The organism is Geobacillus sp. C56-T2 (genome assembly GCF_007829715.1).
In the GTDB taxonomy this organism is placed as follows: domain Bacteria; phylum Bacillota; class Bacilli; order Bacillales; family Anoxybacillaceae; genus Geobacillus; species Geobacillus icigianus.
In genome coordinates, this window is sequence record NZ_VJWB01000001.1 from 673,214 (window position 1) to 695,597 (window position 22,384).

20 protein-coding genes and 1 pseudogene are annotated in these 22,384 nt (G+C 55.5%); 10 read left to right on the forward strand and 11 right to left on the reverse strand.

Going from position 1 to position 22,384, the window contains the following annotated elements:
- Positions 1-14: 14 nt before the first annotated feature.
- Together GC56T2_RS03425 and GC56T2_RS03430 are read left to right on the forward strand one after the other, a co-directional pair.
- On the forward strand, positions 15-1,199 hold the full coding sequence (locus GC56T2_RS03425) for an exonuclease SbcCD subunit D (protein WP_144973060.1): 1,185 nt from the start codon (positions 15-17) through the stop codon (positions 1,197-1,199).
- Entirely contained in the window at positions 1,196-4,537 is a 3,342-nt protein-coding gene (locus tag GC56T2_RS03430) for an AAA family ATPase (protein ID WP_144973062.1), read from the forward strand. The genes GC56T2_RS03425 and GC56T2_RS03430 overlap by 4 nt, the downstream gene beginning before the upstream one ends.
- A gap of 87 nt (positions 4,538-4,624) precedes the next feature.
- On the opposite strand, the gene GC56T2_RS03435 is transcribed toward GC56T2_RS03430, so the two are convergent.
- The 7 genes from GC56T2_RS03435 to GC56T2_RS03465 form a co-directional block, all read right to left on the reverse strand.
- Entirely contained in the window at positions 4,625-4,846 is a 222-nt protein-coding gene (locus GC56T2_RS03435) for a spore germination protein (RefSeq protein WP_144973064.1), read from the reverse strand.
- Positions 4,847-4,955: 109 nt separating this feature from the next.
- Complete coding sequence (locus tag GC56T2_RS03440; RefSeq protein WP_144973066.1) at positions 4,956-5,333, reverse strand: spore germination protein GerPE; 378 nt, start codon at positions 5,331-5,333, stop codon at positions 4,956-4,958.
- Positions 5,330-5,521, reverse strand: a complete 192-nt coding sequence (locus tag GC56T2_RS03445) for a spore gernimation protein GerPD (protein ID WP_144973068.1) — start codon at positions 5,519-5,521, stop codon at positions 5,330-5,332. Before GC56T2_RS03445 ends, GC56T2_RS03440 begins: the two co-directional genes overlap by 4 nt.
- The gene (gerPC, locus tag GC56T2_RS03450; RefSeq protein ID WP_144973070.1) at positions 5,518-6,120 is read right to left on the reverse strand and encodes a spore germination protein GerPC; all 603 of its coding nucleotides are present in this window, start codon (positions 6,118-6,120) and stop codon (positions 5,518-5,520) included. The genes GC56T2_RS03445 and gerPC overlap by 4 nt, the downstream gene beginning before the upstream one ends.
- A gap of 81 nt (positions 6,121-6,201) precedes the next feature.
- Entirely contained in the window at positions 6,202-6,426 is a 225-nt protein-coding gene (locus tag GC56T2_RS03455) for a spore germination protein GerPB (RefSeq protein ID WP_033019681.1), read from the reverse strand.
- A gap of 13 nt (positions 6,427-6,439) precedes the next feature.
- Positions 6,440-6,661, reverse strand: a complete 222-nt coding sequence (locus tag GC56T2_RS03460; RefSeq protein ID WP_033011654.1) for a spore germination protein — start codon at positions 6,659-6,661, stop codon at positions 6,440-6,442.
- Between the two features lie 66 nt (positions 6,662-6,727).
- The gene (locus GC56T2_RS03465; RefSeq protein ID WP_033019684.1) at positions 6,728-6,952 is read right to left on the reverse strand and encodes a spore germination protein; all 225 of its coding nucleotides are present in this window, start codon (positions 6,950-6,952) and stop codon (positions 6,728-6,730) included.
- A gap of 145 nt (positions 6,953-7,097) precedes the next feature.
- Here GC56T2_RS03465 and GC56T2_RS03470 point away from each other — a divergent pair, with 145 nt between their 5' ends.
- The 3 genes and pseudogenes from GC56T2_RS03470 to GC56T2_RS03480 all read left to right on the forward strand — a co-directional run bounded on the left by GC56T2_RS03470 (position 7,098) and on the right by GC56T2_RS03480 (position 9,239).
- Positions 7,098-7,322 carry a spore germination protein gene (locus GC56T2_RS03470; RefSeq protein ID WP_144973072.1) on the forward strand — a complete coding sequence of 75 codons (225 nt, stop codon included), beginning with the start codon at positions 7,098-7,100 and terminating at the stop codon, positions 7,320-7,322.
- Positions 7,323-7,751: pseudogene (locus GC56T2_RS03475) on the forward strand (AMP-binding enzyme); the annotation flags it as partial. It abuts the gene before it with no gap.
- Positions 7,752-8,069: 318 nt separating this feature from the next.
- The gene (locus GC56T2_RS03480; RefSeq protein ID WP_144973074.1) at positions 8,070-9,239 is read left to right on the forward strand and encodes a DUF418 domain-containing protein; all 1,170 of its coding nucleotides are present in this window, start codon (positions 8,070-8,072) and stop codon (positions 9,237-9,239) included.
- Between the two features lie 11 nt (positions 9,240-9,250).
- Here GC56T2_RS03480 and GC56T2_RS03485 read toward each other — a convergent pair whose 3' ends face one another.
- The gene (locus GC56T2_RS03485) at positions 9,251-9,421 is read right to left on the reverse strand and encodes an aspartyl-phosphate phosphatase Spo0E family protein (RefSeq protein ID WP_051985075.1); all 171 of its coding nucleotides are present in this window, start codon (positions 9,419-9,421) and stop codon (positions 9,251-9,253) included.
- Between the two features lie 450 nt (positions 9,422-9,871).
- Between GC56T2_RS03485 and GC56T2_RS03490 the strand changes: the two genes are divergently transcribed.
- The 3 genes from GC56T2_RS03490 to GC56T2_RS03500 all read left to right on the forward strand — a co-directional run bounded on the left by GC56T2_RS03490 (position 9,872) and on the right by GC56T2_RS03500 (position 14,701).
- Positions 9,872-10,774: a fumarylacetoacetate hydrolase family protein gene (locus GC56T2_RS03490; protein ID WP_144973076.1), complete on the forward strand. Its 903-nt coding sequence runs from the start codon at positions 9,872-9,874 to the stop codon at positions 10,772-10,774.
- Between the two features lie 194 nt (positions 10,775-10,968).
- Entirely contained in the window at positions 10,969-11,322 is a 354-nt protein-coding gene (locus GC56T2_RS03495) for a YisL family protein (protein WP_144977014.1), read from the forward strand.
- Between the two features lie 538 nt (positions 11,323-11,860).
- Positions 11,861-14,701 (forward strand): EAL domain-containing protein, encoded by a 2,841-nt coding sequence (locus tag GC56T2_RS03500; RefSeq protein ID WP_144977017.1) that lies wholly within the window; start codon positions 11,861-11,863, stop codon positions 14,699-14,701.
- A 100-nt stretch (positions 14,702-14,801) separates the two neighbouring features.
- Here GC56T2_RS03500 and GC56T2_RS03505 read toward each other — a convergent pair whose 3' ends face one another.
- Entirely contained in the window at positions 14,802-15,350 is a 549-nt protein-coding gene (locus GC56T2_RS03505; RefSeq protein ID WP_144973078.1) for a DUF2777 domain-containing protein, read from the reverse strand.
- A 249-nt stretch (positions 15,351-15,599) separates the two neighbouring features.
- Between GC56T2_RS03505 and asnB the strand changes: the two genes are divergently transcribed.
- Positions 15,600-17,447: an asparagine synthase (glutamine-hydrolyzing) gene (gene asnB, locus GC56T2_RS03510; RefSeq protein ID WP_144973080.1), complete on the forward strand. Its 1,848-nt coding sequence runs from the start codon at positions 15,600-15,602 to the stop codon at positions 17,445-17,447.
- 392 nt (positions 17,448-17,839) lie between these two features.
- Here the strand turns inward: asnB and GC56T2_RS03515 are convergent, their stop codons facing one another.
- Entirely contained in the window at positions 17,840-19,192 is a 1,353-nt protein-coding gene (locus tag GC56T2_RS03515; RefSeq protein WP_144973082.1) for an MATE family efflux transporter, read from the reverse strand.
- A 125-nt stretch (positions 19,193-19,317) separates the two neighbouring features.
- Here GC56T2_RS03515 and GC56T2_RS03520 point away from each other — a divergent pair, with 125 nt between their 5' ends.
- Positions 19,318-20,178 carry a helix-turn-helix transcriptional regulator gene (locus tag GC56T2_RS03520; protein WP_144973084.1) on the forward strand — a complete coding sequence of 287 codons (861 nt, stop codon included), beginning with the start codon at positions 19,318-19,320 and terminating at the stop codon, positions 20,176-20,178.
- A gap of 382 nt (positions 20,179-20,560) precedes the next feature.
- Here GC56T2_RS03520 and GC56T2_RS03525 read toward each other — a convergent pair whose 3' ends face one another.
- Positions 20,561-22,324 carry an alpha-glycosidase gene (locus GC56T2_RS03525; RefSeq protein WP_144973086.1) on the reverse strand — a complete coding sequence of 588 codons (1,764 nt, stop codon included), beginning with the start codon at positions 22,322-22,324 and terminating at the stop codon, positions 20,561-20,563.
- Between the last annotated feature and the right edge of the window lie 60 nt (positions 22,325-22,384).

The following is a 22,384-nucleotide window of genomic DNA, read 5'->3' on the forward strand; positions in this document are numbered from 1 at the left end:
GGGGAGAGAGAAAGATGCGCATTTTGCATACGGCGGATTGGCATTTCGGGCGAACGCTTGAAGGGCGGAGTCGGCTCGCCGAACAAGAAGCGTTCGTTGATGAGCTTGTGGAACTCGTTTCAGCCGAACGAATCGATGTGGTGTTGATGGCGGGGGACGTGTTTGATTCCGTCAACCCGCCGGCCGCCGCCGAGCAGCTGTTTTATGAAAGCTTGGCCCGGCTGTCGGATAAAGGCCGCCGGCCGATCGCGGTCATCAGCGGCAATCACGATCACCCGGAGCGTATTAGCGCCGCTTGTTCGCTTCTTTTAGAGCATCGTATTTTCCTATTCGGACGGCCGCAGGCTTCGGTTTGCCGAATCGACGTTCCATCTTGCGGCGAAACGATGGTGCTTGCCCCTCTGCCGTATCCGTCCGAATCGCGCCTCGCTGAGCTGCTGTCGACGGAGCATGACGAAACGGCGCTGCGCGATCGGTACGACGACCGCGTCCGCGCCTTGTTCGAAGCCATGGCCGCTTCGTTCACCGCTGAAACGGTCAATGTCGCCATGAGCCATCTTTACGTCGCCGGCGGCCATGCGTCCGATTCGGAACGGCCGATTGAAGTCGGCGGCGCCTATACGGTGGCCGCGGAGAGCTTGCCGGCTTCTGCGCAGTACGTGGCGCTTGGCCATCTCCACCGGCCACAGGACGTCAGGCGGGCGAGAACGTCGGCGCGTTACGCCGGCTCGCCGCTTGCTTACAGTTTTTCCGAGGCAGGGCATGCGAAATCGGTTACAATTGTGGATGTCCAGCCGGGCGGCCAAGCCAATGTCTCGGAAATTCCCTTGTCTGCTGGAAAACCGCTCGTTCGCTGGCAGGCGAAAGAAGGTTTGGCCCAAGTGTACCGGTGGTGCGAGGAAGGGCGGGACCGGTCGGGGTGGATCGATCTCGAGCTTTATGTGACGGAACCGTTGACGATGGAAGACATTCAGCGGCTGCGCAAGCTCCACCCGGGATTGATCTACATCCGTCCGGTACTGCGAGACGAGCCGCGCGAAAACGAAGCGTCCGCGGTCAGCCGTGAGCCGCTGTCCCTCGCCGAAATGTTTCGCCGCTTCTATGAACGGCAAACCGGTGGGCACTCTCCTGATGACGAGTTGGTCCGCTTATTTTTGGAGCTGGCGGTGGAAGAAGAAGAGGAAGGTGAAGGGGAATGAAGCCGATCTCGCTGACGATCGCTGGGCTTCATAGCTTTCGTGAAAAACAGACGATTGATTTCACCGCGCTGTGTGCGGGCGGGGTATTCGGTATTTTTGGGCCAACCGGCAGCGGCAAGTCCACGATTTTGGATGCCATGACGCTCGCCTTGTTTGGCAGTGTTGAGCGAGCGGCCAACCGCACACAGGCCATTATCAACCATGCCGAGCAGGAGCTGTTTGTCTCATTTACCTTCGAGCTGGAAAATGCCAACGGGACTAGGCGGTATACGGTGGAGCGGAGCTTGAAAAAAGTGGACGAGTGGCGGGCGCGCAGCGCTGTTTGCCGACTGATCGAACATCAAGCGGAGCCGATCGTCCTCGCTGACAAACTGTCCGAGGTCGATCGAGAAATTGAACGGTTGCTTGGGTTGACGATGGATGATTTTACGCGGGCGGTCGTTTTGCCGCAAGGGAAGTTCGCCGAATTTTTGTCGCTCAAAGGAGTGGAGCGGCGGCAAATGCTGCAGCGTTTGTTTCACCTTGAGCGGTATGGCGATCGGTTGAACCAAAAGTTGAAGACGCGGCTTGCAGCTGCCGAACAAGAGCGGGAAAAGATCGAGGCGGAACAGGCGGGGCTTGGCGACGCCTCCAAGGCGGCGCTCGAACAGGCGGAAGCAAAAGAGCGCGAGCTGGTGGCGCTGTTTGCCAAGCGGAAAAAAGAGCTGGCCCAGGTGGAAGCGGAGGTTGAACGAACAAAACTTCTATGGGCGTGGCAACAGGAAAAAGAAGCGGTGGAACGGGAGCTCTCCGAATGGAAACGGCGCGAGGCCGGGATTCGCGAGTTGGAAGAGAAAAAAGAGCGCGCCGAACAAGCGGAGCGCATTTGGCCGTATTGGGAACAGTGCGAACAGGCGGAGCGACTGCGGGCCGAGGCATTCCGCCGCGATCAAGAGTTGGCGCGGCGCCTTGAAGAAGCCCGCACCCATTATGAGGATGCGGCGCGCGCCTATGAACAGGCGCGGCAGGAAAAAGCGCAGCGCGAGCCGCAGCTGTTGGCGGAGACGGAGCGGCTTCGGCAGGCTGAGGAGCTCGAACGGCAAATGGAAGCGCTCAAGCGCGAATGGGCGAGCTTGCGCGAGAAACGGGAGCGCCTGCTCGCTGAGGAGAAAGCAGCGGCACGCCGGTTCGAAGAAGCGTCCGCATGGTATGAGCGGGGCTTAACGCGGCAACAGGAGCTGAAGGAAGAGGCAAAGCGATTGGCGGCAGCGCTGGCCGACAAAGACGAGGTCGAGCGGGCGCACGCCGAGAAGCAGCCAATCGAGCAAGCCGCCGCGGCCATTGCCCGCCTCGATGCCCAGCTTCGGCAAAAAGAATCCGCTTGGCGTCAAGCGGAGGAGGAAAAAGTGAAGAAAGAACAGCGAGCTAGAGCGGCGGAAACGAAGCTTCGCGAGCTGTTCCGCTTCGTGGAGAACACATACCGCTCCGTCTGTTGGCGGCAACAAGAGATAGAAAAGCGGGCGCATAGGTTGCAGCAAGCGATCGAGATGGAGCGAAAGCAGGCGGAGGAGGCGCGGACGGCGGAGTTGGCCGCCTTGCTTGCCGACGGCCTCCGTCCGGGTGAACCGTGTCCTGTGTGCGGGTCGCGCGAGCACCCGCGTCCGGCTGTGATGTCTCATCGAAAACCAAGCCGGTTGCCAGATCTCGAGGAGGAATGGCGGCAGTGCGAGCAAAAACGACAGACGCTGCTGTCGCTGAGGGCACAGTTGGAACAGCTCGCTGAGCTTGCAGCTAGCCACGGCGCGCCGCCGGCCTTGACGGAAAGCGCCCCTGCGGATGAGGTCGCAGATCTTTCTGTTGAGGTGCGAGCGCTTGAACAAGATGTGATCGCCGGCAAAGAATCCGTTTACCAAGCGCTCTCGAAATGGCATGAAGCCGAGGCGGCGCGGCGCGAAGCGGAAAACGCGTGCCGGTGGTTGGCCGCCGATCTCGAGGCACTGCAAGCCGAGAAACGGCGGCTCGAAGAGGAATACGAGCGGCTGATCGGGCAGTGGCGGCGCGCCTATCCGTCGTTTTCATTAGAGGAAATCGATGACGTCTACGAACGCTTACGCGAGCAGGAGAAACAATGGCGTGAGGTGCAAAAGCGATTGGACGATAGCGTGCCGTTTTTGGAAGAAAAGCAGCGGGAAAAAGAGACGGCGGCACAAGAGCAGCGGCGGCTCGAAACGGAGCGGGTGCGCCTTGAGTCGCTGCTTGACGCCAAGCAGCAGCTGTGGAACGAATACGAGCAACAGTGGAAAGAAAAGACCGGTTCGAATCCAGCCCACATGCAGTTGCAAGCGGTGGAAGCGGAATGGCAGCGGTTAAAGAGCAAAGAACAGCAAGCTTATGAGGCATGGCAGCATGCCCAGCGCCAATATCAAACATTCGAAAGCGAGAGAAACGCTGCCAAGCATGCGGCGGAAGAGGGAGCGAAGCGGGTGGAAGAAGCGCTTGCCCGTTGGCGGCAGGCGCTGGCCGATACCGTTTTCACCGATCGCGAAGAAGTGAAGGCGGCCAAGGTGCCGGCGGAGCAACGCCGGGAATGGGAAGAAGCGATTCGCCGCTATTGGCGGCAAATGGAACAGGCTCAACATCGCCTTGCCCAGCTGGAGGCAGCGATTGGCGGGGTGGAGGTGAGCGCGGAACAATGGGAAATGATGCAGCTCATCTATGCCGAGCTGAAAGCGCAAATGGAAACGTTGACCGAACAGCTTGGCGCCATCCGGGGAAAGGTGACGGAGCTGAGGAGCAAGCATGCCCGGTTTGTCGAGCTTGAGGCGAAACGGGCGGAACTTGACCGGCAAATCGCCAAGTATCAGCAACTGCAATCGTTGTTGCGCGGCAATAGCTTTGTCGAATTCATGGCGGAGGAACAGCTGGAGCAAGTGACCATCATGGCGGCCGAGCGGTTGCAGCGGCTGACGCAGCACCGCTACTCACTGGAACTTGATTCACAAGGCGGATTTCTCATTCGCGATGATGCCAACGGCGGCGTCAAACGGCCGGTGACAACGCTCTCAGGCGGAGAGACGTTTTTGACCTCGCTGTCGCTGGCCTTGGCGCTATCGGCGCAAATTCAGCTGCGCGGCGAATACCCGCTTCGCTTCTTTTTCTTGGACGAAGGGTTTGGAACGCTCGATCCGGAACGGCTTGAGACTGTAATCTCCGCCTTGGAAAAGCTGCATACCGAGCGGTTGGCTGTCGGTGTCATCAGCCATGTTCCGGAAATCCGCCATCGTCTGCCGCGCAAGCTAATTGTCGAGCCAGCCGAACCATCCGGCCGCGGCACGCGCGTATGTTTGGAAGTGATGTAATGGTTGCGGCAGCCAATAGCGCCTCGTTGGCTGGTATCGTTCATGGCTGGGCGTTACAAATGAAAAGGGGGCCTGGCGAGCCCCTCTTTAGTTGTTGGCCGCGACCGCTTGATCGACCACGTCCGGGTCAAAGGCGTTCGTAAAGCTAATGGCGTTGTTCGTCATCACAAAGTCGCCGGTGTTGAATCCTCCGGATCCTGCTTGCGTTTTGGTGGCGACTTTCGGTGCGATATACAGGCAGTCGCCCACTTGGACAACAGCGCCGCTACCGACGCTGTTAATTTTAATCGGACCGACGAATGAAGGCATGTTCAAACCTCCTCAGCCAAGGCATAGCGACGTCGAAAAGGAAGCGGTTCCCGCTGTTGGCGCCTAGTGCCGGAGCGTGCGGCTGGCGGTTCGTTCCGGGCTCGTTCGTTTACGCCCCTGGCTCCGGAGCGGCGAGCTCGCGTATATGTTTTATTCTTGCTTCCGCCTCAACCGTTGAAGTAGAGCCAATCTGGACGACGGCGGATGAAGAAATCGCCAATATGCGTACATCACGGACAGAAAGAACCGGGGATTCGTGGATCGTTTGGCGGACAGTGATCGGCGGCGGTGAAAGCCAGCGCGGGATCGGTTTAGTGAAAATCGGGAATGCTTGTTCTCCTTCCGCTCCGAAAAACAACTCATATTGACGCTGAACGGCCAAGGCGCGTGTACGGGCGGAAATCCGCTCGGAGTCGCCGATTTGCAGTACCGAACTGATGATGAGGGTTTCTGCGTGAAACGTTTGCACCACCGACGTCCGTTTCACGATTGTTCCCCTCGAGCCGGCACGAGCGGAACGAACGGGCCGATAATGAGCGACTCCGGCGGCGTGTCAAACGCCGAAGTCAAGTGAATCGTATCAGCATCGCCGATTAAAAACAGCGAGGCGCTCGTAACAGCCACGAGGCGGATTGCGCCGACGTGTACATCGCGGTTGATGACGGTATAGTTCATGTCTGTTCTCCTCCTGAAGGCAAATGTTTCAAAAACATATCGAGCGACTGTTCAATATCGGCTTTGACTTTCTGAAAAATTTCGTTTTCAGTTGCCTCATCGCGGTCGGCGGGCGGGATATAGCCGCTGGCGGCTTTTTCTTGCAAATAAAAACGAATGCGCTCTTCCGTTTGCCGACCGATGTCTTGCAAAATAAATTGGCGGTACGGGTCATCGAGGCGGCGGCCGTATCGCTGCTCAAGCTGCTTTAGCGTTTCCGGCGCTTCTTTGGCTAGGTACGCCGCCACCCTCTCCTGAATCGCACGCATCAGTACGGGTTCCGGTTTGGGAACGACCGTTTTAACCGGCTCTACAGCCAAGTCCTCAATCGTCCCGCCGGCCCCGGGCGGTGCGATGCCGATGTTCAGCGTGCCTTCCAGCGTTTCGACTTTGAGCTGATCAAATTTATATTCGATTCGTTCGATCGAAGTGCGCGGCTGGGCTTCGATTTCTTGAAGCCGGGCTTCAAGGGTGCGAAGCCGGCGTTCCAACGCGCGCATCTTGTTCGTCTGCCATACTAAATAGCGGTGCAGCTGGGCGAAATAGTCATGGACACTCATCGGGCGCCATCATCCTCTCCAAGTCCCCTCTTACTTCAATATATGGACGGCCTTTTGCCATCATCACTGTTTGTGTTGAATTTAGCGGGTGGCGGAATGGAGAGGAACGAGCGGAGCGGATGGCTGCACCGCTGTTCCTAGCGGCACGATGGCCTGCGGCGCCGGCTCGGAGAAGCCTCCCGTGTTGGCGAGCGTCGACAGCGCTTGGATGCTTCCGGCGCTGCCGATCTGCAAAACCGATGAATTGGTCACTGAGCCGATCCGCAGCTGGTGGATGCAAATGCTTTGACTGATGTAAAAACGCATCCCCTCTTCCTCCTTATACGTTTCCGACGACGTTTTCGTCAGCGACATCTGCGTCGTTCGTGTTCGTGTTGCTGTAATAGTTGTAAACGTGGAGCCCGTCGCCCGTATTGAACGAACCGGCACCGGCAAACGTTTTGGTCACACTTTGCGGAGAAATGGCAAACACATCGCCGATATGGAACACGCCGCTGCTTCCAATGCTGTTCAGTTTCACGATCCCGACAAAAGCCGGCATGGGGGCATGCTCCTTTCACAGCGTCCTTATCCATAATGTATGGGCGCGCACCGAAAAACGTTCCCTTCAATTGTTTGCCGCATTATTCGAATCGGAGACGTCCGGATCGCCGGTATTGGTGAAACTAATAAATGTATTCGTCTGCATAAAATCTCCGTTGTTGCTTCCACCTGAACCTGTGTGGGCTTTCGCTGTGCTCTTGGGGGCAATTTGCAATACGTCCCCGAAGTTGACCGTTCCATCTCCGCTCACATGGGTAATTTTAATCGGTCCGCTGATAAATGAGGGCATAGGACTTTCCTCCTTCCGATGGCATCGCTATCGTATTGTATGTAAAGAAGGGAAATTCGGTTCAGCGCCGGGCAGGTGTCCGACGAGCCGGTATCATTGCGGCATATAATAAAATAAGGAAGGGACAGAAAGGAAGGGAAAGGCGATGCCAGCGATCGTCATCGGCGGGATTAAAGTGACCAACGTCAGCGGCAATGGCACCGTAAACATGGGAGATGTGCTGCAAATCGCTCCGAAAAGCACCGCGAAAACCAACTCCGGTGCTGGCGGCGGCAATACGGGTGACTTTTTGCAAACAAACACGTTTTGCAGCGTCACGAATACGGTGGATCCCGATGTGTTTGATGCCGGAGCGAAAGGAAACAACTAGACGGCTGCGACGATTCGTGACGGTTGGCTGTATACAGGGGATATGGCGACAGTCGATGAATACGGGCATATTGATATCGTCGACCGGAAAAAGGATATGATTATTAGCGGAGGAGAAAACATTTCCTCGATTGAAGTCGAAGGGGTGCTTTATGAGCATCCGGCTGTGCTTGAAGCGGCCGTCATCGCCGTGCCGCATGAAAAATGGGGGGAAACGCCGCATGCGTTCGTCGTCGTTCGACCGGGGCATACGGTGAGCGAAGAAGAGTTGATCGCCTTTTCGCGGGAAAAGTTGGCCCATTTTAAAGCAATCACAGGTGTAACGTTTGTGGATGAGCTGCCGAAGACCGCGTCTGGAAAAATTCAAAAAGTGCATTTGCGCCGTCAATATTGGGATTCGATGGGGAAAACGGGGCGTTATGTCAACTGATGGCGTGACGTGCGCGGGCTGCTCTGACAACAGAGATCGAAGGCTGGCGAAATACGGTTGTTTCTTTTGAACAATAGGGGGAGCTTGTGGAAGACGATGGGCTTTTCGATTTGAGAAGCGAGGCTGATAAGCGGCCTGCTTCCTAAATCATCAACCTTAGAGAAAACGGCAGGAGATCATGATAGGTGGCGGAGGGTTTGGTGGTGCAAGGGTGCCGACTGTTCCGTAATGGGGCGAAACGTTTGGCGATCACATGAGATTGCCCACTCAGTAAGCCGCCTCCTTCGGCATAGCGAAAAGATAGAAAGAAGGGATTTGGTGACACCTTTATCGGCAGAACGGATCGCGGCGGCTGACATCTTGCGCGGCTTTGCCTTGTTTGGCATCTTGCTTGTCAACATGCGCTATTTCTCGTCGCCGGCGTTATATGTGGAAGACGTCGGCGACGGCGTCCTCAACCGCGCGGTTGCCGCAGCGATTGATCTTTTGTTTGAAGCGAGCGCCTATCCGTTGTTTGCCTTTTTATTCGGATTCGGCACGGTCGTCCTTTACCACCGATTGCGCGAGCGCGGGAAGCGGCCGCTTCCGATTTTGCTGCGCCGCTTCCTTCTTTTGTTGGCGTTCGGCGCCATTCATGCGTTCGGCCTATGGTTTGGCGACATTTTACTTCCGTACGCGCTTGTTGGGCTGATATTGCTGTTGTTCATGAACGTCCCCTCACGCTGGTGGCGGACGACAGCGTTTGTTAGTTTTTTCCTTTTTCACAGCTTCATGACCTTGTTGCTGGCCATAAGTATGGTGGCCGGTTGGATGGGGGCAGCCAATGACCGCGAGGTGGAGGCGTCCGTTGCTCTTCGCCATTACCAAAGTGGAACGTTTCGCGATGTGTTTTGGCAACGATGGCACGATTGGTTGTATCTCAATAGCGATGGCGGGCTTCTATTTACGCTTTTGGCGGTATGGCCGTTTTGCCTTCTCGGCGCCTATGCCGCCAAAGAGCGCTGGCTTGAGGCCGGACGCTATCCGGCCGCGACGTTGCGCCGCTTCATGGTCGTGTCGCTATGCCTCGGTCTGACGTTAAAAACGATTCCGTATTGGGCTGGGGCCAACGCGTTGACGATGTATATCCAAGACAACGTTGGCGGCACGGTTTTGGCGGGGTTCTACGCCGCGGCCGCCGTGTTGGTTGGCGGGAAAGCCAATCGACGGCCGGCGTGGCGCTGGCTGCAAGACGCGGGAAGAATGTCGCTCACTCATTATCTTCTGCAGTCGCTCATCTGCACATCGTTGTTTTACAGCTACGGGCTTGGATGGTATGGAAGGGTGGAGGAATGGCAAGGAGCGCTGCTGGCCGTTGGATTGTATGCACTGCAAGTGTGGGTGAGCCGCCCTTGGTTTCAGTCGTTTTATTTTGGACCCGCCGAATGGGTTTGGCGATGGGCGACGTACGGAAAACGGCCGCCGTTTCGCCGCCGACCGAGCCAATAAAAAACCCGCCGTTATTGAACGGGCGGACAAGATTGCTTCGACTCACCGGTCTGGCGCAAATATTCATTGATCAACTGATCGAGTTGTTGGCTGCATTCGATCGTCTCCTTTGCCGTTAGTCCATAGGTGAGCGCGAGTTCGATCATCTGCTGCCGCTTTTCTTCAATGAGCAGGAGAACCATTTCCTTCACCATCAATTCGTTGGAATGTCGGTTAAGGCATGCCGTCGTAGACAAAAAAACGTTCAGTGCGCACCGAAAAAGGTTGATGAAAAATCGCTGTTTGCCTTGATCGATGCTGGAACGCGAACATAGAGGCTGAGGCAACAAGTTTTTTCACTTGAGAAACGATTCGAAGCGGTTGCGCCAGTCAATCATCAGCCTCCTAAAGTTGCGGACGGCGAGAGGAGAAGTTAAACATTATTATACATAGAACGACGAAAAAAGAAAGAGATTCGAGAAAATAAGCGATAAATTTCCTAATTTAGACAAAATTCTACAAGAGACAGGAGTTTTGGCATCGATGGCGAATAGGAGAACGTGGAAGCTTTGCCACAGGCAGAAACGGTCGAGGGCGCTGACCCGCGTTTTTGCTAGGGCAACGGAAGACGGATATGGAAAGGAAGAAGGATGATGAAGCTTGTCACAGCGGTTGTCAACGGTGAATCGTTTGTTGGAGCCGTGCCGGAAGGGGAGACGACGGTGATTCATTTGCGCGGTGCGGAGCGGGCCATGAGAGGGACGGAGACGATACCGGCTTCGATGTTGGCTGCGATCGCGCAAGGAGAGCCATTTTTGGCGCGGGCGCAAGAGGTCGTTGATTGGGCGCTTCGCCAGCCGAAGCCCGACTACGTCTTTCGCCTTGATGCCGTTCGTTTGTTGGCCCCGATTCCACGGCCGGCCAAAAACATTTTTTGCATTGGGAAAAACTATGCTGATCACGCCCTTGAGCTCGGCGGCTCCGCGATTCCCGAACATTTGATTGTGTTTACGAAACCGCCGACGACGGTGATTGGCCATGGTGAAACGATTTTACGCCATGCCGATGTCACTGATGAAGTTGATTACGAAGGGGAGCTGGCGGTGGTCATTGGCAAACGGGGGCGGGCGATCCGCCGCGAGGAAGCGCTCGATTACGTATTTGGGTACACAATCATCAATGATGTGACCGCCAGAGATTTGCAAGAGCGGCACCAACAGTATTTTCTCGGCAAAAGTTTGGATACGTTTTGTCCGATGGGGCCGTGGATTGTGCCTAAATCGCTGCTGCCACACGCGAACGACTTGCGGATTGAAACGCGGGTCAACGGCGAAGTGCGCCAGCAGGCGAGCACTAAGCAACTCATTTTTTCGCTGGGAGCGATTATTGAGACGATTTCCAAAGGCATCACCCTTGAACCGGGCGACGTGATCGCCACAGGCACGCCGGCGGGAGTCGGAAAAGGGATGAATCCGCCGCGGTTTTTGCAACCGGGCGATGTCGTTGAGGTCACGGTCGAAGGAATCGGCACGCTGCGCAACCAAGTGGGCGAGTAATTTGCGCGTAGGCAGCCGACGGCGACAAAGCGCCGGCTGTGCTGCTGCCACGGCCGCAAAAAGCCGCCCCTTTCCAGTCGCCGCTCGCGGTTCGGGAAGCGGGAAACGACGCGTTCGGCTGTCATCGTGTTTGTCAATGATCCGCCGCCCATGCTATGATGGGGATGAACATGGAAACGCTGGAGGGATGGACATTGACGCATGCTCATATTACGAGCTGGCTGATCACGATCGTGCTGTTTCTCATCGCCGTATCGATGGCGCGGCGGGGAGCAGGCAAGGCGAAGGTTGTGCAAATGGTGTTGCGGCTGTTTTACCTCATTACGCTGGCGACAGGGTTGATGCTGTTGCATGGCATCACAACGATTTCACCGCTTTATTGGTTGAAGGCGCTCGCCGGACTGTGGGTGATTGGGGCGATGGAAATGGTATTAGCGGCAGAAAAAAAAGGGAAACGCACGGCGGCAGGATGGACGCAATGGATCGTTGCGCTCGTGGTCACGCTGTTTTTAGGGTTGATGCTGCCGCTCGGTTTTGACTTGTTTTAGGCGCAACAAGGGGGTGTCCCAAAAGGCCGGGACGCCCTCTCTCATCGCCATAGACAAACAACGGCCCCTTCCCTGCCAAACGATATGTTGTGTCTTTCTCGAAGGGAGATCGCCTTTTCGGTCAGCCGCTTTTTCGCCGCGCCGGGATCAACCGGCGGCTTCTGTTCACGGCGAGAAAGCCCGCTCCTGTCCGCCGGCGATCGCCAAACGATCCGCCGGCTGCAGCTTGGCTGCCCATGACGATGAGGGGGAAGCGGCCTTTCCACGCCGGAAAGAGGAAAGGGAACGCTGTTTTTTATTTTCTTAATTTTCCGCAAAAATATCGTCGGAAAGCGGGCTTTTTCATCCCTAGGTGGAGGGCAGATCACACGGACGAGGGGGCGGTTTTCCATAATGAACGGTTGGGATGGTGGCCTTCTGGCGGTTGCTTGGTTGAGAAGCGTGGGGCATGAGAGGTGGGGCTGCTTGCTCGCCTGATTGTTCGATCGGCTCCACTCGGGCTTTTCCGGATGTCCAATGAAAGGGGGGCGGATCGTTGATGCGGTTTTTTGGCTGCCGCTGCGTAGAGGAGCTGCACGATTGGCTTAGGGAGCATCGCTTCTTAGCGGACGAGCCTTCGTTTGTACAAGTTGCTGGCCATGATGAAACGGACGTGCGCCGCGCGATCGAGGCGCTCGCTCACCATTGGCCGCAATCCGAAGTGATCGGGATGACTAGCCCGCTGGCTATGGTGGGAGATGCTTCACTCATGATCGGCGCCGCTTCACTGACCGTTTCCAGCGTTTCCATGCTGGAGCTGCCGGCGAGTGAATTCTCCCGTCCCACAGAGCTGGCAGCGTTGGTGGCCGAGGCGGTCCTTCGTGACGATACCGCTTGGCTGCTGCTGCTAACCGATCGCCGCGCGGATTTGCCTTCTTTGCTTCGCCATGTGCCGCTGGTGAATGAGCGGATGGTCATCGTTGGGTGCGCGCTGCCGGAACATAGCGTGCTAGTTTCGCGTGACGGCCGGTTGGAGGGCGGGGGAGTCGCCGTTTCGTTCAGTGGCCCGGGGCTTCGCAGCCACTGTTTTGCGCCGTTTTTGTGGGAGCCGGTCGGGCTGGCGTTCACCGTTACGAAAAGCCGCGGCCAGCGGCTTATGGAGCTGGAGGGGCAAAAGGCGTCACTTTATTTGGAACGATACTTGGGAAAAGAGTTCATTGACCGTTTGCCGCTGTCGGGAATGGAGTTCCCGTTTCTAGTGGAACGGAATGGGCAGGATGTTTGCCTGCCGATTGTGGAGGTTGATCAAGACGGGGCGGTTGTCGTGCGCGGCCGCGTCCGTGAAGGGGAAAAAGTGCGGTTTTCTTATGTGCATGCCCCGTCGCTGTACTGGAGTGGGCGCGATTTGGCTGGACAAGCCGCCAAGCAGCCAACCGGCGGAATGTGGCTGTATCATAGCGCGGCGCTGGGCGGGTATACGCGTTCCTTGTTTGACGGCATGGCGGCGGCTCTGCAGCCAGCGGCATTATTCCCGGCGGTGGAAGTGATCGTTAAAGACGCTTATGCTCCGGTGCGACCGGCCGTGTTTGCTGCGGTTTCGCTGTCGGAAACATCGGCAGTGGCAGACAGTGGGCTGCCAGCGCCGTTGCCGACGCCGCCTGATGGGGTGATGGCCTTGGCCCAGTTGATGGCCACCGCATCGCGTGATATGGAGCGCCTCCATGCCCGCCTGCAAATGTCGGAGCAACGGTATAAGTCGTTGTTTGAACATAATACAGATATTGTCTATTCGACCGATTTGCATGGGTATTTTACGAGCGTCAATCCAGCCTTTGAGCGCGTGCTGGGCTACCGGAAAGAGGAGATTTTGCATACGAACTCACTGAAGTATATTCAACCGAGCGACATCCCGCGCGTCATCCGTTATTTTTATCGGGCGCTGCGCGGGATGGTGCAAACGTATCAGCTGGAAATCCCAACGAAAGCAGGGGAGCGCCTTCTTTTTCAAATCAAAAACATCCCGATCATCATCGATGGAAAAAAGGTCGGCATTTATGGGATCGGGCACAATATTACGGAGCAAAAAAAGGCGGAAGAAAAAATCGCCTATTTGGCGTATTACGATCCCGATACGAACTTGCCGAATCGGACGAAGTGGGAAGAGCTGCTGGCTGAGCAGCTTGAGAAAGCGAGGCGGAAGCAACGAAAAACAGCCGTTGCGTTGATCGACTTGGATCGGTTTAAATGGATCAACGACAGCATCGGCCATTACGCCGGTGATGGCGTTTTGCGCCAGCTTGTCGAGCGCATTCAACGCGTCTTGCCCGTCGGCGCCGCGCTTGGCCGGTTTCACGGCGACAAGTTTTGCTTGTTTTTTCCGCTCAAAACGGAAGAAGGGGCGATGGAAACGGCGCTCCGCGTTGTGCGGGAAGTCGCGAAGCCGACCGTGTATGGCGAAAAAGAATTTTTTATTACCGCAAGCATCGGGCTTGCTGTTTTTCCTGACGATGGAGCGGATGAGCAGGCGCTGTTGCGCCACGCGGACATCGCAGTCAATCGGGCCAAAAAGGTCGGCGGCAACCGGGTCGAGCGGTACAGTGCCCAAATGAATGAGGAGGCGCTGCATCGGCTCGAAATGGACAGCTATTTGCGCAAGGCGGTGGAAGAAAATGAACTGTTTCTTTGCTATCAGCCGATCGTGGACATACATACAGGGGCGGTGAAGGCGACGGAGGCGCTCGTTCGCTGGCGTCATCCGAAACTCGGTCTCGTGCGTCCGGATGAGTTTATCCCGCTGGCCGAGGAAACCGGGGTCATTCATGAAATCGGCCGCTGGGTGTTGCGGACGGCGTGCCTGCAAACGAAACGATGGCAGAAGATGACAGGCAACGATGATCTAGCGGTGTTTGTCAATGTCTCCGCCGTCCAGTTTCAGCACGAACGGTTTGTCAGCGATGTGAAACAGGCGCTCAGACAGTCGCAGCTGCCGCCGTCTTGCCTGCATCTTGAACTGACCGAACATTCGATGTTGCGCCATCTCCCCAGCACGCTGCGAACTATGGATGAACTGAGGCGGCTAGGGGTTGGGATCGCTGTCGACGATTTTGGCAGCGGATATTCGTCGTTTCATTATTTAAAACAGCTGCCGGCCACCATTTTGAAAATCGACCGGGCGTTTATTGAGCACTTGCATACGAACGCGTCGGATGAGGCGATTGTCAAAGCGATGATCACGATGGGACGAGGGCTCGGGCTCGAGACGATCGCGGAAGGGGTGGAAACGGTCGAACAGCTCGATCGGCTCCGCGATTTGCAATGCACGTATGCGCAAGGGTACGCGCTATGCCCGCCGCTGATGGCGGAAGAGGCGACTCCGTATGTGGCGGGAGTTCGGAAATAAATCGTCTAGCGGTCATGCTGCCGCCCAAACGGCCGAAGCCCGCTCATCGGGCAAAGCGGCGCAACGGAAGGTTTCGCACGCTCCCAAGGCGGGCTGTCGGTCAGCCTATGTGGGCGCAAATGGCCCGCTTTCCGTTGTTGAAGGTGATTTCAAAGCGGTCGCTCGCCCGTTTTCCGCGCTCATAATAATGGTGGACGCTGCCGATTTGCTCGCTGTTATCATAAATGATAAAGTTCACACCGATAGGGCGGGCGAACAGCAAGCCATTATAGCAATACAAACAATCGTAAAGAGAAAAACCTAGGCCGTTCAGCCAATGAACGAACTGGAAAAAGGATGGGTCAGATAGGGAAAGAAGCCACTGTTGATACGCATAGGTCAATGGCTTGCGAAAACGGATGCGATCGCCATGGCGAACAGGAAAAACGCCAAGATCGGTGGCGACGGCGCCGTTTTCCTGCCATTGGCCGGATAACCAATGCCCGCCGCGGAACAGTTCGACCCCTTGTTCCGCGACTTCTTCCACTAAAGACGCTTCGTCGGATTCGTCATCAAAAAAGATCCATTCGTCATTGACCAACTCGGCAGTTCCATGCACATAAGCCCGCGGTTGTTCAGCGATCGATTGCAGTCGTTCTTGGATCGTCACGTCGTTTCCTCCTCCTTGTGTTCGTTTTTTCCATTTTTTTGTTTGTTTATTCGTGCGGTGGTCATGATTGGACAATTCAACGAACGAAAAGACGCTGCATAAAATGAAACCATGCCGATGGGGAATGGGCGGTCGTGTCGTCAAAACGGGCGATCGCTGACCAATGCCGTGAAAAACGAGACGGGAAAGGAAATGGAGAAGGCGGAGAACGCCTGTTTGCCATTTTCGATCAGGAAAGGATTGATTCATATGTGTGGCATCACTGGCTGGGTCCATTTCGGCCGCGATTTGCGCCGCGAGCAGGCGGTCATTGCTCACATGACCGAGACGCTGGCTCAGCGCGGACCGGACGATACCAACATTTGGTTGGATGTTCATGTCGCCTTTGGCCACAAGCGGCTCGTCGTCGTAGATCCGGCGGGCGGCAAGCAGCCGATGACCCGGCACCAACGTGGGCACCGGTATACGATCGTCTATAACGGCGAGCTGTATAATACAGAAGAGATTCGCAGAGAACTGCTGGGCAAAGGCTATACGTTTGAAGGCCATTCCGATACCGAAGTGCTGCTTGCTGCCTATATGGAATGGAAAGAGCAATGCGTCGACTGGCTCAACGGCATTTTTGCCTTCGCCGTTTGGGATGAGGAGCGCGAGCAGCTGTTTATGGCGCGCGATCGACTCGGCGTCAAGCCGCTGTTTTATCGCCAAGCAGATGGGGGGCTGCTGTTTGGATCGGAAATCAAGGCGATTTTGGCCCATCCGGAAGTAAAAGCGGAAATCAACGGCGAAGGGCTGGCGGAAGTATTCGGTCTCGGGCCGTCGCGGACGCCGGGGCACGGGGTGTTTTGCGGCATTCAAGAACTGCGTCCGGCGCACGCGCTCACGTTCTCTCGCTCCGGGCTTCGCCGTTGGCGGTATTGGAACGTCGAAAGCGACATCCACCGCGATTCGCTTGCCGAAACGGTGGAGAAACTTCGTTTTTTATTGACCGATGCGGTCAAGCGCCAATTGGTCTCCGATGTGCCGGTATGCACGTTTTTATCAGGCGGTGTCGACTCGAGCGCCATTACGGCCATCGCGGCGACGGCGTTTGCTGCCGATGGCCGGGGGCCGCTGCATACGTACTCGATTGATTACGAAGGAAACGATCGCTATTTCCAAGCAAACGATTTTCAGCCCAATACGGATGCGCCGTTTATTGAACAAGTATCAAGCCAATTTCAAACGATTCATCACCGTTGTGTGATCACTCAAGACGAACTGTTCAGCCATTTGCGGGATGCCGTCATCGTCCGCGATGTTCCCGGCATGGCGGATATCGATTCGTCGCTTCTCTGGTTTTGCAAGCAAATTCGTGAGCAATTTGTCGTCAGTTTGTCTGGGGAATGTGCCGATGAAATTTTCGGCGGCTATCCGTGGTTTCACCGCCCGGATGATTTAGCGCGAAAAGGATTCCCGTGGATGCGATCGATTGAGGCGCGCATCGGCCTGTTAAAAGAGGAATGGCGGCAAAAGCTTCGGCTCGACGATTACGTGCAAATGCGCTATGAAGAAACGATGGCCGAGGTGCCGCGCCTTGAGGGGGAAAGCGCTGAAGACGCCAAACGGCGCGAGTTGTTTTACTTAAATATGATTTGGTTTATGACGACGCTTCTTGACCGAAAAGATCGAATGAGCATGGGAGCGAGCCTTGAGGTGCGCGTGCCGTTTGCCGATCATCGGCTCGTTGAATATGTCTGGAACATCCCGTGGGAGATGAAAATGTATGGCGGCCGGGAAAAGGGCATTTTGCGCAAGGCGCTCGAAGGGCTGTTGCCCACGGAGGTGCTCTACCGGAAGAAAAGCCCGTATCCGAAAACGCATCATCCCTACTATACGAAACTCGTCAAACAATGGCTGGAGCAGCTGCTCCGCGATCGCTCTTCCATTTTGCATGAGCTGTTCGACCGAGAAAAATTGACTGCGCTCATTGAATCGGAAGGGAAATCGTTCCAAGTGCCATGGTTCGGCCAGCTGATGACCGGCCCGCAGCTGCTCGCTTACCTTGGCCAAGTGCATGTTTGGTTTGAACATTACGGCATTGCGATCAAAGAATAACCGCTGGGCGGTAAGGTGGCGGATCAATAGCGACGAAAAAATCAGGGGGTGTCCCAAAAGGATCGGGATCCCCCTTTCGTTGCTCTATATACGTGCTCACTGCTTCTGTCGCACGATCGGTTGTGCCGATCTTGAAGGCAGACAATCTTTTGGGTCAGCCTCCCTCTCTCATCGCTATATAGAAGCACCAGCCGCTCCACTGCCATACTATGTGCTGTGTCTTTCTTGAGGGGAGATCGCCTTTTGGGTCAGCCTTTTTTGGCCGCGCAGGCACGGCCTTTCCGGCAGGTCGTTGATGGGTCCCTTGGCGGCGTCGAACTTCTGTTTTTTGCTTCGGTCTCAAATCAATTCCGAGGAGCAGCCCTTACTTTGGCGGCGCTGAGCGCGAGGAACTATGCCATCTTCGCTCGAGTGAGCGGCGCTTTTTTCATCCAAGCCCGCGACCGCCAGCGCCAAAGCATCAACAGTCCGCGCAGCCACTCATCGGCGATGAATGACAACCAAATGCCAACAAGCCCCCATTCAAGCGCGATGCCGAAGACGTATGCCACCGTCACGCCGACTCCCCACATCGACAAAATGCCCATATAGACCGGAAACTGTACGTCTCCCGCCGCCCGAAGTGAGCTGATGATCACCAAATTGAAGGAACGGCCCGGTTCAAGAATGATCGTCAGCAGCAGCAATGTTCGGCCGAGTTCAATGAGCGAACGGTCATCAGTAAACAGCGACAACAGCGGCTCGGCAAACCAAAAAGCAACGGCGGCAAGCAGCACGGAAATGGCAATGGCGCTATACAGGCTTTTCAGACAACGAGCATAAGCTTCTTCGTAGCGGCCGGCGCCGACGAGATGGCCAACGAGAATTTGCGTTCCTTGGCTGACAGCGATGCCAAACAAAAACACAAACATCATGATGTTTTGCGTATACACTCTCACTGTCAACGCTTCAGCGCCAAGCCAAGTGATAAAATAGGTAATGGCCATTTGCGCCGTGTTGTAAGAAAGATGTTCTCCTGCTGCCGGAATGCCGATTTTCAGCAGTGAGCGCAAATAATGAAACGGCAGGGAGCGAAACGCGCTCGGGACAAGGGTAAGGTTTGTTCGTTTATACAACAAAAAAAGCAAGGCGACAAACGCGACTCCGCGGCTGGCAGCGGTGGATATCGCCGCTCCTTCTACACCGAGGCGGGGGAAGCCTAACAAGCCGAAAATGAGCAGCGCATTGGTTATGACGTGCAGCACGTTCATCCCGATGGTCACATACATAGTGTCGCGTGTATAGCCATAACTCTTCAAAATGGCGCCGACTGTCATCATCAGCGCTTGGATGAACAAACAGCCGCCGACAATGGTCAAGTAACGGCTTCCTTCATCCAACAGCTCGGTCGGCAAATCTATCATGCGGAGCACCGGGCGGCTGAACGCAGCCAACAACGCACTCAACAGCAGCCCAAACACCAAATTGGCGGCGATGGAAACGAGCGACACTTCCATCGCTTTCCGCTCTTGGCGGGCTCCTAAATATTGAGCGACCAATACAGCGGTGGCCAAGGCGACAAAATTAAACAGCACGATCGTTAAGGCGATGATTTGATTCGCGACCCCGACCGCTGCGACCGCCTCGTCTGAGTACTGGCTGAGCATGAGGGTATCGGCGTTGCCCATCAACATATAGAGCATCGTTTCAATAAAAATCGGCCACGTCAAAGAAAACAGTGACCATGTGTCCGCTTTACGGCGCATGGCAAGACAACTCCTTTTCTGATTCCGACTTGAACGATATATCCAGTTTAGCTAGTTTGTTGCATAATGGAAAGAGAAAGAAGCGATTTCACTTTCACTTTTCCGACAAGAAGAGAGGGAGAACAATGAATTACGTGCTGTTCCCGTTACCTCCGCTTCCGGTGTTCATTAAAGGGGGGGAAAGCGTGTTTCCGAAGGGGAAGCGCCATTTTCGCCGCACCTTTTCCGTATTTGACTTGCTGTATGTCAAACAAGGCTGCCTGTATATGACGGAAAACGGACACCCCTTTTCCGTTGGCAGCGGGCAATATTTGTTGTTGATTCCGGGAAGAGATCATTACGGTCATCTTCCGTGCCGGGAGCGGACGCAGTTTGTCTGGCTTCACTTTTTGCTTCCTGATTTTGAAGTGGCGGCTGATTGTTCGATAAACCGGCAGCGGGTCGTAGAGAAAGAGGCGACCTACACAGAGCCGATTCAATATCGGTTTGCGATTCGCCAGTATGGGGAGTTAAAGCAGCGGGAGCGGGCTGAGCAGCTGCTTAGCCAGATCGTTGAGCCGAACGTTGATCGAGACATCGACCGGCCGTTGCGGCAGTTGCTTTTGTTCGTCGAATTTCTTTGGCTGTTGCAAAAACAAGAGCTTTCCGTCCCAAATGCTTCCGAACAAGTCAGTGCAGCAGCGGTTGCGTATATCGAAAAGCATTTTCACGAGCCGGTGACATTGGAGGGGCTCGCTCGCGAGCTCCGCTTCCATCCCGATTACGTTACCCGCTGTATGCAAAAAACGATGGGCATGGGGTTTAGCCGCTATTTGGCGTATTATCGGCTGTCAAAGGCGAAACAATGGCTGGCGGAAACGAACGAAACGATTGAGGCCATCGCCAAGCGGGTGGGCATCGATGACAGCGCCTACTTTTCGCGGTTGTTCAAAAAAATGGAGGGCATGACGCCAACCGAATATCGTCGCATGGCGCGCCGCATATAAGGAGCGATCGGCAAAGGAGCGGCTTGACGGACAGGCCGCTATGCCCGTGAACAAAAGGGGCCGTTGCTGTTTGCGATCGCGGGCTGATTGGCGTTCGGAGCCGGCGCTTGTTCGCGGTGCCGGAAAAGAAAGACGGAGCTATCCTCAAGACGAACAACCTATCGTGTGATTGAAGCGGTCAGTGCGGGAGGAGAAGGGGCAAAAAGGACGTCGATCTTTAAGGCGGGCGCAACAGATCGCCCATCAGAAGCAGCGAATACGTATATATGATGAAAGAGGGTGTCCCCTTCCTTTCCGGACACCCTCTTCCTTGACGTTGTCGATCCGGCAAGGCCGCGTTTGGTTATGGCGTTGCCTTCGGGGAATGTGAGCGGTGAAACGGCTACTTCTCCACGGCATAGAGCGCAAACCCATACGCCGGCAACGAGACGGAAAGGCCATCCGCTTCGGCCGCCCACCGTTCGCCGGTGAGCAGGTTGACCAACCGTTTCTGTTTGGCGTTGAACGGGAGTGGAATGTCGGCTGCCTGGTTGCTGCGGTTGATGATAATGACAACGGTTTCGTCCCCGTCTGTTTTTTCATAAACCAACTGATTCGTTTGCTCATCGGCATGCAAAACGGCGATATGGCCCCGACGCAAGGCCCGGTATTGGCGGCGGAGCGCAATCAGCTGTTTGACGTGCTCATACAGGCCGCGATGCTGCTTGTCATCGTCCCAGATCATGCATTTTCGGCACCCGGGATCATTTCCGCCCGTCATGCCGATTTCATCTCCGTAATAAATGCACGGTGAGCCGGTGAACGTCAACTGGAACAGAAACAACAGCTTTGCCTTGCGGACATCCTCGCCGCAGACGGTGAGGATCCTCGGTGTATCATGGCTGCCAAGCAAGTTGAAAGCCGCCTCATTGACGGTGGCCGGATACGAATGAAGCACGCGCATCAATCGCTCGGCGAACTCACGGGCGTTTATTTCTTCTTTGGCGAAAAAGCGAAGCGCCGCGTCCGCAACGGGATAATTCATCACGGCGTCAAACTGGTCGCCGCGCAGCCACGGCATCGCATCATGCCAAATTTCCCCAAGGATGTATACGTCCGGTTTCTGGGCTTTCACCGCGCGGCGAAATTCACGCCAAAACTCGTGGTCGATCTCATTGGCAACATCCAACCGCCAGCCATCAATATCGCATTCGCGAATCCAATATGTCGCGACATCAAGCAAGTAGCGTCTCACGTCCGGATGGGCGGTGTTGAGCTTCGGCATTTGCGGGACGAACGCGAACGTGTCGTAATTCGGCCGCGGCTCGCTTTGCAGCGGAAAGTCGCGAATGTGAAACCAATCTTTATACGGCGACGATTCCCCGTTTTTCAGCACATCTTGAAACGGCGCGAACTCGTAGCCGCAATGGTTGAATACGGCGTCAAGCATGACGCGGATTCCTTTTTCATGGCAACGTTTGACAAGCGTCTTCAACGTTTCTTTATCCCCAAAGTGGGGATCGATTTCCAAATAATCAGCGGTATCATATTTATGGTTAGATGGTGCGCGAAAAATCGGGGTCAAGTAAATGCCGCTGATGCCAAGGTCAACTAGGTAATCGAGATGGTCAATGATTCCTTGCAAGTCGCCGCCAAAAAAGCTGGTCGGCGTCGGATCTTCACTTCCCCACGGCCGTACTCCCTCGGGGTTGATGGCCGGGTTGCCGTTGGCGAATCGATCTGGAAAAATTTGATACCAGACGGTGTCTTTCACCCACTCGGGGGCATGGAACGAATCGACGTCATGGAGAAACGGAAAACAAAAGTAGTAAGCGGTGTCATCGGCAGGCGGCGTCAGATAAAACCCTTTTTCCGTATAGACGAGCGTCTCCTCCCCGGCGTGGAGCACAAATCCGTAGCGCAGCCGTCGGTATGGCGGCTGCACTTCCGCCAGCCAGTAGTCAAACCATTCATCGCTTCCTGTTTTTTTCATCGGCATCGTTTCGAATTGCCAAGCGCCGTTCCGCCATTCGTATGGGTCGCCGTGCAGCAGCTCCACCTTGTCGACATCCCCTTTTTTGGTCCGAAGCCGAAGATGAAGCGTTCGTTCGTCATAAGCATAAGCGAAGTTGTCCGTTGGACGATGGTAAACAGCCTCTTTGAACACGGGGCATCCTCCTTATAAAAGCAATCGTTTGCATCATTTCCTCTTTAAAAAAAGAGTAAA

Bases quoted from the DNA above. Each gene is read 5' to 3' on its own strand.
- GC56T2_RS03425 (WP_144973060.1), top strand. From the start codon at position 15: ATGCGCATTTTGCATACGGCGGATTGGCATTTCGGGCGAACGCTTGAA.
- GC56T2_RS03430 (WP_144973062.1), top strand. From the start codon at position 1,196: ATGAAGCCGATCTCGCTGACGATCGCTGGGCTTCATAGCTTTCGTGAA.
- GC56T2_RS03435 (WP_144973064.1), bottom strand. From the start codon at position 4,846: ATGCCTTCATTCGTCGGTCCGATTAAAATTAACAGCGTCGGTAGCGGC.
- GC56T2_RS03445 (WP_144973068.1), bottom strand. From the start codon at position 5,521: ATGAACTATACCGTCATCAACCGCGATGTACACGTCGGCGCAATCCGC.
- gerPC (WP_144973070.1), bottom strand. From the start codon at position 6,120: ATGAGTGTCCATGACTATTTCGCCCAGCTGCACCGCTATTTAGTATGG.
- GC56T2_RS03455 (WP_033019681.1), bottom strand. From the start codon at position 6,426: ATGCGTTTTTACATCAGTCAAAGCATTTGCATCCACCAGCTGCGGATC.
- GC56T2_RS03460 (WP_033011654.1), bottom strand. From the start codon at position 6,661: ATGCCGGCTTTTGTCGGGATCGTGAAACTGAACAGCATTGGAAGCAGC.
- GC56T2_RS03465 (WP_033019684.1), bottom strand. From the start codon at position 6,952: ATGCCCTCATTTATCAGCGGACCGATTAAAATTACCCATGTGAGCGGA.
- GC56T2_RS03470 (WP_144973072.1), top strand. From the start codon at position 7,098: ATGCCAGCGATCGTCATCGGCGGGATTAAAGTGACCAACGTCAGCGGC.
- GC56T2_RS03485 (WP_051985075.1), bottom strand. From the start codon at position 9,421: ATGGTTCTCCTGCTCATTGAAGAAAAGCGGCAGCAGATGATCGAACTC.
- GC56T2_RS03490 (WP_144973076.1), top strand. From the start codon at position 9,872: ATGAAGCTTGTCACAGCGGTTGTCAACGGTGAATCGTTTGTTGGAGCC.
- GC56T2_RS03500 (WP_144977017.1), top strand. From the start codon at position 11,861: ATGCGGTTTTTTGGCTGCCGCTGCGTAGAGGAGCTGCACGATTGGCTT.
- asnB (WP_144973080.1), top strand. From the start codon at position 15,600: ATGTGTGGCATCACTGGCTGGGTCCATTTCGGCCGCGATTTGCGCCGC.
- GC56T2_RS03515 (WP_144973082.1), bottom strand. From the start codon at position 19,192: ATGCGCCGTAAAGCGGACACATGGTCACTGTTTTCTTTGACGTGGCCG.
- GC56T2_RS03520 (WP_144973084.1), top strand. From the start codon at position 19,318: ATGAATTACGTGCTGTTCCCGTTACCTCCGCTTCCGGTGTTCATTAAA.